Origin of the sequence: Kribbella sp. NPDC050241 (assembly GCF_044459685.1) — a bacterium.
In the GTDB taxonomy this organism is placed as follows: Bacteria; Actinomycetota; Actinomycetes; order Propionibacteriales; family Kribbellaceae; genus Kribbella.
In genome coordinates, this window is sequence record NZ_JBITJE010000004.1 from 324,622 (window position 1) to 339,613 (window position 14,992).

At 68.0% G+C, this 14,992-nt stretch carries 10 protein-coding genes; 4 read left to right on the top strand and 6 right to left on the bottom strand.

Going from position 1 to position 14,992, the window contains the following annotated elements; translation table 11 throughout:
- Position 1: 1 nt before the first annotated feature.
- The 3 genes from ACIBG5_RS21810 to ACIBG5_RS21820 all read right to left on the bottom strand — a co-directional run bounded on the left by ACIBG5_RS21810 (position 2) and on the right by ACIBG5_RS21820 (position 4,889).
- Positions 2 to 1,258: an aminotransferase class I/II-fold pyridoxal phosphate-dependent enzyme gene (locus ACIBG5_RS21810; protein WP_396393300.1), complete on the bottom strand. Its 1,257-nt coding sequence runs from the start codon at positions 1,256 to 1,258 to the stop codon at positions 2 to 4.
- Between the two features lie 67 nt (positions 1,259 to 1,325).
- Positions 1,326 to 3,725, bottom strand: a complete 2,400-nt coding sequence (locus tag ACIBG5_RS21815) for a penicillin-binding protein (RefSeq protein WP_396393301.1) — start codon at positions 3,723 to 3,725, stop codon at positions 1,326 to 1,328.
- A gap of 129 nt (positions 3,726 to 3,854) precedes the next feature.
- A complete protein-coding gene (locus ACIBG5_RS21820) occupies positions 3,855 to 4,889 on the bottom strand; it encodes a zinc-binding dehydrogenase (protein WP_396393302.1) in 1,035 nt (344 codons plus the stop codon).
- Between the two features lie 101 nt (positions 4,890 to 4,990).
- On the opposite strand from ACIBG5_RS21820, the gene ACIBG5_RS21825 reads away from it, so the two are divergent.
- Positions 4,991 to 5,866, top strand: a complete 876-nt coding sequence (locus ACIBG5_RS21825; protein ID WP_396393303.1) for a helix-turn-helix transcriptional regulator — start codon at positions 4,991 to 4,993, stop codon at positions 5,864 to 5,866.
- A gap of 3 nt (positions 5,867 to 5,869) precedes the next feature.
- On the opposite strand, the gene ACIBG5_RS21830 is transcribed toward ACIBG5_RS21825, so the two are convergent.
- The gene (locus ACIBG5_RS21830; protein ID WP_396393304.1) at positions 5,870 to 6,910 is read right to left on the bottom strand and encodes a LacI family DNA-binding transcriptional regulator; all 1,041 of its coding nucleotides are present in this window, start codon (positions 6,908 to 6,910) and stop codon (positions 5,870 to 5,872) included.
- Positions 6,911 to 6,914: 4 nt separating this feature from the next.
- On the bottom strand, positions 6,915 to 9,293 hold the full coding sequence (locus tag ACIBG5_RS21835) for a glycoside hydrolase family 3 N-terminal domain-containing protein (protein ID WP_396393305.1): 2,379 nt from the start codon (positions 9,291 to 9,293) through the stop codon (positions 6,915 to 6,917).
- A gap of 266 nt (positions 9,294 to 9,559) precedes the next feature.
- On the opposite strand from ACIBG5_RS21835, the gene ACIBG5_RS21840 reads away from it, so the two are divergent.
- From ACIBG5_RS21840 to ACIBG5_RS21850, 3 genes are read left to right on the top strand one after another with little or no spacing between them, the layout of a single operon-like run.
- Positions 9,560 to 10,906: an extracellular solute-binding protein gene (locus tag ACIBG5_RS21840; RefSeq protein ID WP_396393306.1), complete on the top strand. Its 1,347-nt coding sequence runs from the start codon at positions 9,560 to 9,562 to the stop codon at positions 10,904 to 10,906.
- 40 nt (positions 10,907 to 10,946) lie between these two features.
- The gene (locus tag ACIBG5_RS21845) at positions 10,947 to 11,885 is read left to right on the top strand and encodes a carbohydrate ABC transporter permease (protein ID WP_396393307.1); all 939 of its coding nucleotides are present in this window, start codon (positions 10,947 to 10,949) and stop codon (positions 11,883 to 11,885) included.
- 1 nt (position 11,886) lies between these two features.
- On the top strand, positions 11,887 to 12,777 hold the full coding sequence (locus tag ACIBG5_RS21850; RefSeq protein ID WP_396393308.1) for a carbohydrate ABC transporter permease: 891 nt from the start codon (positions 11,887 to 11,889) through the stop codon (positions 12,775 to 12,777).
- Positions 12,778 to 12,852: 75 nt separating this feature from the next.
- Here the strand turns inward: ACIBG5_RS21850 and ACIBG5_RS21855 are convergent, their stop codons facing one another.
- The gene (locus ACIBG5_RS21855; protein WP_396393309.1) at positions 12,853 to 14,967 is read right to left on the bottom strand and encodes an ATP-binding protein; all 2,115 of its coding nucleotides are present in this window, start codon (positions 14,965 to 14,967) and stop codon (positions 12,853 to 12,855) included.
- Positions 14,968 to 14,992: the final 25 nt, after the last annotated feature.

The window sequence follows — 14,992 nt, forward strand, 5'->3', positions numbered from 1 at the left end:
CTCAGCCGGCCAGGAGCTTCTCCGTGCCGACCAGGCGGACGCAGGTGGCGAGACCGGCGATCGCGGCCTCCACCTCGGGGAGTTCCGGGTACGTCGGGGCGATCCGGATGGTGCGGTCGGCCGGGTCGTCGCCGTACGGGTGGGTCGCGCCGGCCGGGGTGATGGCGATGCCGGCCGCCTTCGCCTTGGCGACGACTTCGCGGGCGCAGCCGTCTGCCACCTCGAGGTTGACGAAGTAGCCACCGGCCGGGCTCGTCCACGTCGCCAGCCCGGTGCCGCCGAGCTCGGCGGTCAGGATCTTGTCGACCGCGTCGAACTTCGGCCGGATCAGGCCGGCCAGGTTCCGCATGTGCTCGTGCAGCCCGTCGGCGTCGCGGAGGAAATGGACGTGCCGCAACTGGTTGATCTTGTCCGGCCCGATGCTCCGCTTGACCGTGTGGCTCAGCCACCACTCGACGTTCGCGGGGGACGAGCCGAAGAACGCGACGCCGCAGCCGGCGAAGGTGATCTTCGAGCTGGATCCGAACACGAAGGCCCGGTCCGGGTGACCGTTCTCCGCGCACAGTCCGAGAACGTCGGCGATCTCCGCCGGCGCGTCGGTCAGATGGTGTACGGCGTACGCGTTGTCCCAGAAGATCCGGAAGTCCGGCGCCGCGGTCTCCATCGCGGCCAGCCGCCGTACGGTCTCGTCGGAGTAGACCGAGCCGTCGGGGTTGCTGTACTTCGGCACGCACCAGATGCCCTTGATCCGGGCGTCCTCGGCGACCAGGCGCTCGACCACGTCCATGTCCGGGCCGTCCGGCGTCATCGGCACCGGGACCATCCGGATCCCGAACCGCTCGCAGATGCCGAAGTGCCGGTCGTACCCCGGCACCGGGCACAGGAACGCGATCTCCGGCTGGTCAGCCCATCGCCGCTCGGCGCCCGGCACCAGGCCGAGCAGTGCGAACACCACGGCGTCGTGCATCAGCTCGAGGCTGGAGTTCCCGGCGGCCAGCAGTTGCTCGACCGGCACCTGCAGATCCGCCGCGAAGATCGCCCGCAGCTCGGGCAGCCCGTTCAGGCCGCCGTAGTTCCGCAGGTCGGTCCCGTCGGCTCCGACCGGATCACCGTCGAGCCCGAGCAGACCGTTGGCAAGATCGAGCTGCCGGGGTGACGGCTTCCCCCGCGTCAGGTCCAGCTTCAGCCCTTTGGCCACCAGCGCCTCGTAGTCCTGGCGGGCACGGTCACGCTGGGCGGTCAGCTCGTCGACGCTCACGGGAGTCCTTTCACGGTCGGGTGATGGTCCAAGCCTAGTGATCACCCGACCGCGACTGTGGACAGGGTCAGCGCTTCCGGCAGTTCGGGAAGTGCGGGTCCGTCGGCGGGCAGTTCGGCCAGCCCGGCGGCAGCTGGATCGTCGGCGGCGTACCGGGTGGTCCCGGTGTCGTCGGCGGCGGAGGCGGCATCGCCCTACTGCCGTTCGACAGGTACAGCGTGATCTTCGCACCGGCTGGTGCGCCGTCCTCCTGGCGTGGGCTGGTGTACGCGACGGTGCCTGCCGGTGCGTCCGAGTCGACCGGCGCCGGCGCGACCTCGGCCTGGAAGCCCAGCTGCTGCAGCTGGACGATCGCGACCGGGGGGAGGACGCCCTTGAGCTGTGGCAGGTCCTTCACATCGCCGCGGATCGTCTTGTCGTCCGGCTGCACGAAGTGGGTCGACGGCAGACCCTTCAAGGCTCCCTGCAGCGCCGTCTCCCAGATCGGCCCCGCGGTCCCGGAGCCGGACGCGTTCCCGATCTTCTTGCCGTTCAGCGTCAGCCCGGCCAGGTCCGTGTACTTCGGCGTCGCGTCGGCCACCACCGACGCGGCCGCGAGCCTGGACGAGTAGCCGGCGAACCAGACGGCGATGTTGCCGTTGATCGTTCCGGTCTTGCCGGCCAGGTCGCTGCGGCCGAACTTCAGCCTGCTGCCGGTGCCGCCGTCGCCCATCACCTTGTTCAGCACGTAGTTGACGCCGTCCGCGACCTGCGGGGTGAGCGCCTGCTTGCAGCTTTGGCCCTTGACCGGGATCGACTTGCCCTTGCTGGTGGTGACCGCGGTGACGAGGAGCGGTGTGCAGAACTTGCCGCGGGCGGCGAAGGTCGCGTACGCGTTGGCCAGCATCAGCGGCGTGATCAGACCGGCGGACCCGAGCGTGAACGACGGGACCTGCTGCAGCGGCTTCATCGTCTGGGCGTCCTGCATGCCGAGCTTGGACGCGATGGTGGCGATCGGGCACAGACCGACCTGCTCGGACAGCTGCAGGAAGTAGGTGTTCGTCGACGCCTTCGCCGCATCGAGCATCGACGGGTCCAGGATCGTCTTGGTCGAGTTCTTCGGTTTGTAGTCCGGGTCGGACGTCGTACCGCTGCAGGTGCTGAACTTCTTGCCGCTCAGGTCGATCTGCTGCGGCGAGGTGATTCGGTAGGTGAGTGGGACACCCTTCTCGATCGCGGCGGCGATCGTGAACGCCTTCATCGTCGAACCGTTCTGGAACCCGCCGTACCCACCGGCGTAGGACTTCTCGACGTTGTAGTTGTACGACGTCTGGCCCTTCCCGTTGCCGTACGGCTTGCTCTGGGCCATCGCCTTCACCAGGCCGGTGCCGGGCTCGACGATGGTGACCGCGGCCACCGCCTGGTCACTGGGCTTGGAATGCTTCTTCATCGAGTCCTCGGCCGCTTTCTGGATCTTCGGGTCCAGCGACGTCCGGATCACCAGACCGGCGGTCTCGATGTAGTTCTCCGCGGCTTGCGGGGTCTTGCCGAAACTCGGATTGTTCTTCAGCTGGGAGACGATGTACTCGCAGTAGAACGGGTACTTCGAGTTCGCGCAGCCGTTCGGTACGTTGCGGACCTTCTTGGGATCGATCACCGGGGTCTTCAGCGCGGTCGCGGCCTGCGCGGCGGTGACGATGTTCAGTTCCTGCATCCGCCGGATCACCACGTCGCGGCGCTCCTTGGCCCGCTTCATGTTGTTCGTCGGGTCGTACCCGGTCGGGTTCTTCACCAGACCGGCGAGCATGGCCGACTGCGGCAGCGTCAGCCGGGACGCGTGCACGGAGAAGTAGTGCAAGGCGGCGGCCTCGATGCCCCAGGCACCATCACCGAAGTTCGCGAGGTTGAGGTACTTCTCCAGGATCTGGTCCTTGGAGTACTCCTTCTCGACGGCGATCGCATAACGGAGCTCGGCGACCTTGCGTTCGTAGGTGTCGGCCGTGGCTTCCGCAGCCTCGTCCGGTGTCTTCGCCTTCTCGACCAGGTTCATCTTCACGTACTGCTGGGTGATGCTGGAGCCACCCTGCTGGACCGCACCCTGCGACTGGTTGCGCAGCAGGGCGCGCAGGGTGCCCTTCAGGTCCAGTGCGCCGTGCTCGTAGAACCGGTCGTCCTCGATCGCGACGATCGCCTTGCGCATCAGCGGGCTGATCTGCGGCAACGTCACCGGTACCCGGTTCTCCTGGTACAGGGTGGCGATGAGCGAGCCGTCGGCCGCCTGGATGATGCTCTTCTGGGAAACCGGCGCCGCCTTGAGGTCCTGCGGCAGGTACTGGACCGTGTCGTGGGCTTTCGCTGTGGTCACCCCGGCCAGTCCGGCGAGCGGAAGGGCCAGGCCGGCGACGAGCGCTCCGGCGAGAGCGCTGGTCAGCAGGAAGAGAACCACTGACTGGACGACCTTGGGGCGGGCCGGCTCGCGTCTGTGCATGGTCCGGCAGATTAGTCCCGGAGGGGCTTCACCGGGACTAATTCGTCACGGAATTAACACATCTGCCCAAAGATCTTACCAACTGTGACGATTCGGTCACTGCGGGGTAGCGGTCTTGCCCTGAGTGGGTCACCGGATCAGGACCTTGAGAGCGTCGCGGTTGTCCATGGCGCGGTAGCCCTCGGGGACCTGGTCCAAGGTGACGGTCTGGTCGAAAACCTTGCCAGGGTTCACCTTTCCGGACAGGACGCCGGGCAACAGACGTTCGATGTAGGCGCGGGCGGGAGCCGGTCCGCCGGTCAACGTGATGTTGGGGCCGAACAGACTGGGGAAGCCCACCGGAGCGTCGAGGTACTGGGGTACGCCGACACGGCTGATCACGCCGCCGGGGCGAACAACACCAACAGCCTGCTCGTACGCCGGCATGTGGCCGACAGCCTCGAGTACGACGTGTGTGCCGTCGCCGCCGGTGAGTTCACGAACCTTGGCAATGCCTTCCTCGCCCCGCTCGGCGACGACCTCGGTCGCGCCGAACTCGACGCCGAGGTCGGTCCGCTTCTTGTGCCGTCCCATCAGAATGATGCGCTGGGCACCTAGTTGCCGGGCCGACAGTACGGCGAGCAGGCCGACCGCGCCGTCGCCGATGACCGTGACCGAGGTGCGCTCGTCGACGCCCCCCTTCAGAGCCGCGTGGTAACCCGTGCCGTAGACGTCGGACAAGGTGAGCAACGATGGCAGCAGCCCGGAATCCTCGCCGGCCGGAACCTTCACCAGCGTCCCGTCCGCGAGCGGAACCCGGACCGCCTCCGCCTGACCGCCATAGACGCCGTTCGCGTTCCAGAACCCGCCGTGCCGGCACGACGTCTGCAGATCCTCCTGGCAGAAGTCGCACGTCCCGTCGGACCAGGCGAACGGTGCGATGACGAAGTCGCCCTTCCGCAGCGTCGCCACGTCGGCACCGACGTCCTCGACCACGCCGACGAACTCGTGTCCCATCGACTTGCCGCCGGGTAGCGCCGGCAGGTTGTGGAACGGGTGCAGGTCACTGCCGCAGATACAGGAGCCGGTCACCCGCACCACCGCATCGGTTCGTTGCTGAATCACCGGGTCCGGTACGTGGATCACCCGTACGTCGCCGGCGCTGTACATGTAAGTCGCTCGCATGGTCCCAGTGAAGGTCACGGAGCGTGGGCGGGGGAGTCACTGTCGTTCCAGGTAACGCCAGTGCCTCCCTCGCGATCGCGACGGTCCGTAGTGTTGACGACATGGACCACCGAGCCGAGATCAAGGAATTCCTCAGCTCCCGCCGTGCCCGGCTCACCCCCGAGCAGGCCGGCCTGCCGATGTACGGCGGCAATCGCCGGGTGAAGGGACTGCGGCGCGAGGAGGTCGCCCTGCTGGCGGGCGTCTCGGTCGACTACTACGTCCGGTTGGAGCGGGGAAACCTGGCCGGCGCCTCGGAGAGCGTTCTCGAGGCTCTCTGCCGCGCGCTGCAACTGGACGACGCCGAGCGCGCGCACCTGTTCGCACTCGCCCACGAGTCCGACGCCACCCCGGTACGGCGCCGCCCGGCGGTGCAGGGGGTTCGCCCGGCCCTGCAGCAGATCCTGGACGCGATCACCGATGCGCCGGCCTGGATCCGCACCGCGCGGTTCGAGGTGGTGGCGGCGAACCGGATGGCCCGCGCGCTCTACGCGCCGATGTTCGCCGATCCGCGCCGCCCGGCCAGCACGGCCCGGTTCATCTTCCTCGACCCGGCCGCACAGGAGTTCTTCGTCGACTGGGAACGCGCGGCCGACGACATCGCGGCGGTGCTGCGATCCGAGGCCGGCAAGAATCCGCACGACAAGGCACTGACCGAACTGATCGGCGAACTGTCCACCCGCAGTGAGACGTTCCGGACCCGGTGGGCCGCGCACAACGTCCGCTTCCACCGCACCGGCGTGAAGAAGCTGCACCATCCGGTGGTCGGCGACCTCGAGATCAACTTCGAGGCGATGGAGTTCCCGTCCGACCCCGGCCTGGCACTGGTCGTCTACACCGCGCCGGCCGGCTCACCGACCGCGGACGCGTTCCAGCTGCTGGCCAGCTGGGCCGCCACCCAGGACCAACCCGAAATCATTGCCCAAGACAAGGACTAGCGGTCAGGAGACCGAGCGGATTCGGTTGGGGGCGGCGGAGCCTCGGATGATCAGGGTGGTGGCCAGCTCGACGTGGTGTGAGGCAACCTTCTCGCCGGCGGCGAGTTGCAGCGCGGTGCGAAGGGCGACCGCTCCCATGTCGCGGAGCGGCTGCTTGACCGTCGTCAGTTGCGGCGACGCGAGCCGCGCGATCTGGGTGTCGTCGAAGCCGACCACGCTCAGGTCCTCGGGGACTCGCAGACCGCGGGCGCGGGCTGCTTCCAGGACGCCGAGCGCGACCTCGTCGCTGCCGGCGAAGATCGCGGACGGCCGGTCGGGTCGGTCCAGCAGCGCCGCTCCGCCGGCGAGGCCGTCGTCGTACAGGAAGTCGCTGAGCCAGATGTAGTCCGACGGCACCGCGGCACCGACCGCCTCCATAGCACTCCGGAACCCGCTCATCCTGGCCTGGTTGCAGCCTGACGTCGGCGGACCGCCGACGTACGCGATCCGCCGATGGCCGAGCGAGAGCAGATGCTGGGTCGCCGCCATGCCGCCGGCGAAGTTGGTGGAGCCGACGCTGGTCACGTCGGGCTGCGGGATGTTGGCCGGGTCCACGACCACGAGCGGCAGCCTGGCCCGCGACAGCGCGGCCAGGTCGGCGTCGGCCAGCTCACTGGTGATCCCGATGGCAGCCCGCCGCCCGGACGCGATCACCTCGCGGATCCACCGGGCCGCCCGTCCGGAGCTGGACGTCTGCGGGTGCGGCGGATGTGCGTTCAGGATGACGTCCACCCCGGCTGCCTGGCCGGCGTCGACGACGCCCTGGATCACCTCGACCGAGTACGCGTTGACGATGCCCTGGTAGAACAACTCGACCGTTTCCCGCTCGACCGTCTCCGGGCGGCGGCCGACGTACCCGTGCTTCTCCAGGATCTCCTGCACCCGCGCCCGGGTCACCGGCGAGACGTCGCTGCGCCCGTTGAGCACCTTGGAGACCGTGGCGATCGACACTCCGGCGGTGCCGGCGACGGTGGCCAGGGTGACGCGTCCCTTCAACCGTGACATCTCATCACCCTCCTCCCGGGGCATCGGCGGTGACCGGGGTGCGGTCGACAGGCGTGGTCAGCATGCGCTCGTGACCCACCACCCTCACATCTCCGGTGATCCGGACGACAGCGCGACACGGCAGGTCCTGCGACGACGTGCCGAGCATCACTTCGATGGCGCCGGGCTCGACGATCCGGCGCAGATCCGGCCCGGTGTACGCCGTGCGATCCGCGTGCACATGGAAGGTGACGTCGACCGCCGCACCCGGCTCGAGCGAGACCCGAGCGAACCCGGTCAGCAGTTTCAGCGGCCGCGCGATCCGCGCCACCACATCGTGCAGATAGAGCTGGACGACCTCGTCACCGGCCCGGTTGCCGGTGTTGCGGACCCGCACTGTCGCGGTGAACTCACCCTCGTTCCCGATCTCCGTCGCGCTCAGCCGCAGGTCACCGACCTCGAACGTCGTGTACGACGCTCCGTACCCGAAGGGGAAGAGCGGCGCGGCCTCCAGGCCGCTGATGCCCGCACTCTCGACACTGCCCAAGGCCGGCTGCAGGTACGTCCCCGGCTGCCCGCCCACGTGCCGCGGGATCTGCACCGGCAGCTTGCCACTCGGCACAATGCGGCCACTCAGTACGCCGGCGATCGCGGCGGCACCCTCCTGACCGGGGATGAACGCCTGCACGAGTCCGGCGACCCGGTCCGCGATGTCACCCAGCGCATAGGGACGCCCGGAAACCACCACGACGACGACAGGCTTGCCGGTGGCAAGCAATTGGTCGAGCAACTCGCCTTGGATTCCCGGCAACCGCAGGTCCTCGGCGTCGCAGCCTTCGCCGGACGTGCCGTGGCCGAACAGTCCGGAGAGATCACCGACGTACGCGATGCAGAGATCGGCGTCGCGCGTAGCGGCGACGGCGGCCTCGAACCCGGAGCGGTCGTCTCCCATGACGTCACATCCCTTGGCAGACAGGAATTCGACGTCCGGGAGTTCGTTGTGCAGGGCATCGACCGGCGTGACCACCTCGACACCGAGGCCGCGGTCCGGGTACCGCGGCAGGACGTGGTTGGGGAAGGCGTAGCAACCCATCAGGGTCCGCGGATCGCCGGCACACGGCCCGACCACCGCGACCCGGCGCAGGTCGGTTGACAGCGGCAACGCCGATCCCGCGTCGAGCAGGATGACCGAGCGCTCGGCGAGCTGCCGCGCGATGGCCCGGTTCTCGGCCGAGTCGAGGTCGATCGCCGCATCGCCGACCGAGCCCGCCGGGGTCCAGTCGGGATCGAGCAGACCGAGCCGGGCCTTCTGCAACAGCAGCCGACGGGCCGCGCGATCGATCAGTTCCTCGGACAGTTCGCCCGATTTCACCTTGTCCAGCAGGCCGGCGAAGCCGATGGTGTCCGGCAGTTCGACATCGGTGCCGGCTGACAGCGCGACCCCGCCGGCGTCGGCGTTGTCGGCGGCGACCCGGTGCATCGACGCGAGGAACGGGACGGCCCAGTAGTCCGAGACCACCGTGCCGCCGAACCCCCATTCGTTGCGGAGGACCTCGGTGAACAACCAGGAGTCCGCGCTCGCCGGCAGCCCGTCGATGTCGGAGTACGAGCTCATCACCGATCCGGCGCCGGCCGTCGCGATCGCGGTCTCGAAGGTCGGCAGGATGATGTCGAGCAACTCGCGCCGTCCCATCGACACCGGCCCGTGGTTGCGGCCGGCCCGGGACGCGGAGTACCCGGCGAAGTGCTTCAGCGTCGCCAGCACGCCCGCGCTCTGCAGTCCGCGGACGTACGCCGAGCCGAGCATCGCGACCAGGTACGGATCCTCGCCGATCGTCTCCTCGACCCGACCCCACCGATAGTCGCGGACCACGTCCAGCACCGGCGACAACCCTTGATGAACGCCGACCGCGGCCATGTCACGGCCGATCGCGGCTGCCATCCGCTCGACCAACTCCGGATCGAACGTCGCGCCCCACGCGATCGACGCCGGGTAGACGGTCGCGCCGTACGTCGTGAATCCGGTCAGGCACTCCTCGTGCACGAGCGCGGGGATCCCGAGCCGGGAACTCTCGAGCACGACCTCGTGCTGCCGGATCAGTTCGGCCACGCCCTGCTCGACCGTTCGAGGGACGCTGCCCCAGACCCGGGTCAGGTGGCCGAGGCCGTCCCGGCTCGCCTCGGCCAGCGACGGCGCGGCACCGGTGGCGAAGACGTCCTCCATCGGCGCGACGTTGAGGGTCTCGTCCGCGGGCAGCTCGGCGTCGGCCATGTCGTTGCCCGCCCAGCGGCTGCCCAGCTGTGCGATCTTCTCCCGCAGCGTCATCGCCTGCAGGAGCAGTTCGACCCGCTTGTCGGCCGGCAGTCCCGGGTCCCGCCACGGCTGGTCGCTCGAGCTGGACAAGAAATTCTCCCTAAATCAGCGCTCTTGGTTGTGACAAAGTATCGAAAAAGTTTCGAAAACTTTAAGCGTTCGTCGCCGTCCTCACAAAGTCTGGGAATCACCTGTGTGACCAGGCGATTCCGTGACCTCACTGTGACCGCAAAGAGCCGGTAGTTCAAGTCTTGACAGCGACAAGTTCGAAATCTACGTTACGAAACATCTTTTAATTGTCCGGTGCTTCCGCGACCGGCGGAGCAGCATGGAGTACGGAGATCACAGTGGATCCCATGGCGACATCTCGGCGTACGTTCCTCGGCCTCGTCGGCGGGGGCGCACTGGCGGCCGGCCTCGCGGCCTGCGGTAGCTCCGGCCCGAAGACCACACCTGGTTCGACCACCGGCGCGGCTGCCGGCACCGGCACGACGTACTGGTACCTCACCGGCCAGCCGCAGGAGGCCATCCGGGACGCGCAGGTCAAGCGGTTCAACGACGCGAACTCGGGCAGCCAGATCAAGACCACCAAGTTCCAGAACGACGCGTTCAAGGCGAAGATCAAGACCGCCATCGGCGCCGGCCAGGGACCGACGCTGATCTGGGGCTGGGGCGGCGGCGGCCTGAAGGCCTACGTCGAAGCCAACCAGGTCGAGGACCTGACCGACTGGTTCAACCAGCAGACCGACCTGAAGAACTCGATCTTCCCGTCCGCCTTCACCGCGGCGACAGTCAACGGCAAGCTCTACGCGGTGCCGGGCGAGACTGTGACGCCGATCGTGCTGTTCTACGACAAGCGCTCGTTCGAGAAGATCGGCGCCGAGCCCCCGCAGTCGTGGGGCGACATCATGGACCTGGTGCCGAAGTTCAACGACAAGGGCATCGCGCCGTTCTCGCTCGGAGGTCAGTCGCGCTGGACCAACATGATGTGGCTCGAGTTCCTGTTCGACCGGATCGGCGGCAGCGAGGTCTTCCAGAACATCTACGACGGCAAGAAGGACGGCTGGTCCGACCCGTCCGCGCTCAAGGCGCTCGACGAGATGCAGAAGCTGATCAAGGCGAACGGCTTCATCAAGGGCTTCTCGTCCATCACCGCCGACTCCAACGCCGACCAGGCGCTGCTCTACACCGGCAAGGCCGCGATGATGCTGCACGGCGCCTGGACCTACGGCAACATGAAGGCCTCCGGCAAGGACTTCGTCACCGGTGGGCACCTCGGGTACATGAACTTCCCGCCGGTCGACGGCGGCAAGGGCGACCCGACCGACACCGTCGGCAACCCGGGTCAGTACATGTCGATCTCCTCCAAGGCGAGCCAGGCCGACAAGGACAACGCGAAGAAGTTCATCGCGAACAACACTCTCGACGACGCCACGGTGGATGCCTGGGTGAAGTCCGGCAACATCCCGGTCGTGAAGAGCGCCAAGGACAAGCTCTCCTCGATCACCGACAAGAACGACGCCGCGTGGCTGAACTTCGTCTACGACACCGCGGCGAACGCGAAGAACTTCGCGCAGTCCTGGGACCAGGCACTCAGCCCGACCCAGGCCGAGACGCTGCTCGACAACATCGCCAAGCTCTTCCAGCTGTCCATTTCACCGCAGCAGTTCGCCGACAACATGAACGCGGTGATCGGCCAGTGACCGTGCTGATGCCACGCCTCGGTCCAGGCAGGGAAGCCCCATGACCGTGACCGCTCCGCCCGTCGCGCCGCCGACCGGGCGGAAGGTCTCGTCCGGCGCCCGCTCCGCCGCCGGGCGGAGCGGTCCGGTCGCCTGGATGGTGCTGCCCGCGCTGGTGATGTTCGTCGTCTTCGGCGCCGTCCCGCTGATCGGCGTACTCGTCCTCAGCTTCACCCACTGGGACGGCCTGGGCCCGATCACCCCGGCCGGCCTGTCCAACTGGCAGTCCGTGCTCACCGACAGCTCGTTGCGGCACAGCATCCTCGTCACCTTCGAGATCATGATCCTGTCGTGGCTGGTACAGACTCCGATGAGCCTGCTGCTCGGCACGTTCCTGGCCGGACGGCAGCGGTACCGCGCGTTCCTGGCCGTCCTCTACTTCATTCCGCTGCTGCTCAGCTCGGCCGCGATCGCCATCACCTACAAGGCTCTGCTCGACCCGAACTTCGGTCTGGGCCCGGGGCTGCACCTCGATTTCCTGACCCAGGACTGGCTCGGCAAGAGCAACCTCGCCGTCGGGGTGGTCGTCTTCATCGTCTCCTGGCAGTTCATCCCGTTCCACTCGCTGATCTATCAAGGTGGGGTGCGGGCGATCCCGACCACGATGTACGAGGCCGCCTCGATCGACGGCGCCGGCCGGATCCGGCAGTTCTTCAGCATCACGATTCCGCAGCTCAAGTACACGATCATCACGTCGTCGACGTTGATGGTGGTCGGCTCGCTGACCTTCTTCGACCTGATCTTCGTCCTCACCGCGGGCGGGCCGGGCGACGCCACCGAGGTTCTCGCCCTGGACATGTACAAGACCGGATTCATGTCGAACCAGATGGGCCCGGCGAGTGTGATCGCCGTCGTCCTCGTTCTGCTCGGCCTGGCTCTGGCTCTGCTGCTGCGCCGGCTCGGTGGCAGTACGACTGCCAGCCAGCAGGAAGGTGCGTGACATGGCCGTGGCCACCAGCAGCACGAGTACGGCGTCCCGGCGCGCGCGCGGCGGGCCTGTCCGTGCCCACAAGCTGCTACAGCTGAACTGGTTCGGCGGTCTGGCGGGCTGGATCTGGCTGGCGATCGTGCTGATCCCGCTGTACTGGATCGTCGTCACGAGCTTCAAGGACCAGACCGACTACTTCACCCAGAACCCGTTCGCCCTGCCGAGCGCCCCGACGATGACCAACTACAAGCTGGTGATCGAGTCCGACTTCCCGCGGTACTTCCTGAACAGCGTGATCGTCACGGTCGGCACCATCATCCCGGCCGTCGCGATCTCGTTCATGGCGGCGTACGCGATCATCCGCGGCGCCGGCGGCCGCTTCCTTGCCGGGGTCAACGGCCTGTTCCTGATGGGGCTGGCGATCCCGCTGCAGGCCACCATCATCCCGGTCTACCTGCTGATCATCCGGATGCAGCTCTACGACAGCCTGCTGGCACTCATCCTGCCGTCGGTCGCGTTCTCGATCCCGCTGTCGGTGCTCGTGCTGACGAACTTCATCCGCGACGTACCGAAGGAGCTCTTCGAGTCGATGCGCGTCGACGGCGCGACCGAGTGGGACATGATGCGCAAGCTCGCGCTGCCGCTGACCCGGCCCGCACTCGTCACGGTCAGCATCTACAACGGCCTCGCCGTCTGGAACGGCTTCCTGCTCCCGCTGATCCTGACCCAGAGCCCCGACAAGCGGACCCTGCCGTTGGCGTTGTGGACCTTCCAAGGCCAGTACAGCGTGAACGTCCCCGCCGTTCTCGCGTCGGTCATGCTGACCACGCTGCCGATCGTGCTGCTCTACGCCCTCGGCCGCCGCCAGCTCCTCAGCGGTCTGACCGCCGGCTTCAGCCGCTAGTGTCCTGAGTCCGCCCCGTCCCGCCGACCATGGTCGGCGGGATGGGGCGGAAGCCGCGTTCTGTCACGCCGGCCCTTACTGCCCGAGGCGTTCGGCCGGCAGTGTTCCAAAGCCGTCCTGGAGATCGCGCACGGTGCCGGGTGCGAGTTCGCCGGCCCGCGCCAGATGCAGTTCGGCCTCGGCGTCCTGACCCGACCTCGCGGCGAGGAGCGCGGCAGCCACTCGGACGCCGGCGCCGGTGACACCCGAGCAGCGAGCGGCCAGCGCCGTCCGGACCATCGCACGCGCCTCGTCCCACCGACCGGAATCCAGCAGTCCCTCGATCAGCAGGAAGACCAGGGCGTGGCAGGACTTGCCGGCGCCGCCGTCGATCAGGTGCCAGTACGCCGTCACGCCGTCCTGCAGGAACTCGTCGTACCGGCCGAGTTGGATCAGAGCATTGAGCCGGCCAACCGTCGCGTCCTGCAGGTCGCGCAGGTTTCCGTGCGACAACGCGAGTTGCGCGGCTCGTGTGGCGTCTGCCAGCGCGTCGGACGGATTCCGCAGGTACGTCGCGGCCGCACGCTTGCAGAGTGCTCTCGTGAGCGCGTCCTCAGAGCCCGACCGCTCGGCGACCTCAACCGCCTGTTGCGCATGCATCGTCTCGGCCAGTGCCATCGCGTACTCGGGGCTGTCCGGATCCGACGAGGCGAGGTCCACAGCCGCCTGCGCGTCGGCCAGATCCGAGGGCGCGCCATCACTTGAACGCGCCCTCGATCGACTCGTGAGGATCGCGCTGGCCAGCAGGGGCTCAGCCTCTCGGTCGACCAACGCCAGTGCTCGGTGGAGCAAGGCGACCGCCTCGCCGGGTTCGCCGATCTTCGAGTACGCCGCACTTGTTCGCCGCAGTAACTGGATCCGGTCGCGCGTCGAGCCGCGGACCGAGACGGACGCCCACAGGTCGCACGCGCGGCGCAGATGGATCGCTTCTTCCGCCGCCGCATGCAACCGGGCTGATTCGTCAGCCGCCTGCAGCGACCATCGAAAGGCGTCGTCCGTCCGTCCGGCCAAGTGGCTGTGCGCGGCCAGGTCGGCGGCGGCTGCGTCAGGCGTGGCTTCCAGCACTCGCACGTAGGTCGCATGCACCTTCCCGGCCGCGGTCAGCGGGAGACCGTCGTACAGGATGTCGGCGATCAGAGGATGGCGGAACCATGGTGTGCCGCTGGTCGACTCGATGACACCGTAGGTCTCGGCTTCGGTCAGGCAGTCGGTCACGTACTCGGGGTTGATGCCGTGCTCTCCCGCGACTCTGGTCAGGACAGCGAGCGGTACCGGTCGGCCGGCGGCCGCGAGCAGACGGGTGAGGTCCCTGGATTCCCGGGACAGGCGATTCCATTGGGCGAGCAGCGCATCCCGCAGGGCGTCCGGCACAGCGACGGGAGCGGCCTGCGGGTCAGGGAAATCGCGGACCAGAAGTTCGGTCAGGTAAGGGTTGCCGTCGGACATCGCCTGCACCTGCGCGGCCAGCTCCAGATCCCGCGGATGCTGGGTCAGGCCCGCGATCTGATCCGCTGTCGATTCGAGGTCCAGCCGCTCCAGGTGGATCTCCTCGAACGACGGCATCCGGCGCAGGTCGGCCAGCCAGCCGTGCAGGGGGTGTCCTTCGGACCGCGCCTCGTCGCGGCAGGTGGCGATCAGCGCCAACGACTGGTTCCGGAAACCCGCGATCAGGTAGGCGAGCACATCGAGGGACGCCGCGTCTGCCCATTGCAGATCGTCGACGACCACCACCGTGGGCCGGCGGTCGGTCAGCCGGCTGATGACGAGATCAACCAGCGGCACCAGTCGTCCGCCGGCGATCGCCGTACCGAAGCCGATCGAGGGGAGCAGGGCCGCTAGCTCGTCGGCGCCGGCCAGGACCTCGTCCCGCTCGGTCGGTCCTGCGCTGTTCAGCCAGTCCTGAAGCACACCGGCGATGGGCGTGTACGGAAGCTCGGCGGCGGCGAAACGGACGCAACTGCCCCACGCCGTTCGCAACTGCGAGGCCTGGCAGGTCTCTCGGACCAGCCGCGTCTTGCCGACGCCTGCCTCGCCGTGGACGAACAGCGCCCGTGGACTGCCCTCGGCCGCACTCCGCAAGGCGCGAGCCAGCAACGCCTGCTCCCGGTCGCGGCCGGGGAGCGATCCGTGGTCTCCGTTCGATCCCCCCATGCGGTCAGTGTGCGCCCCAACGCAA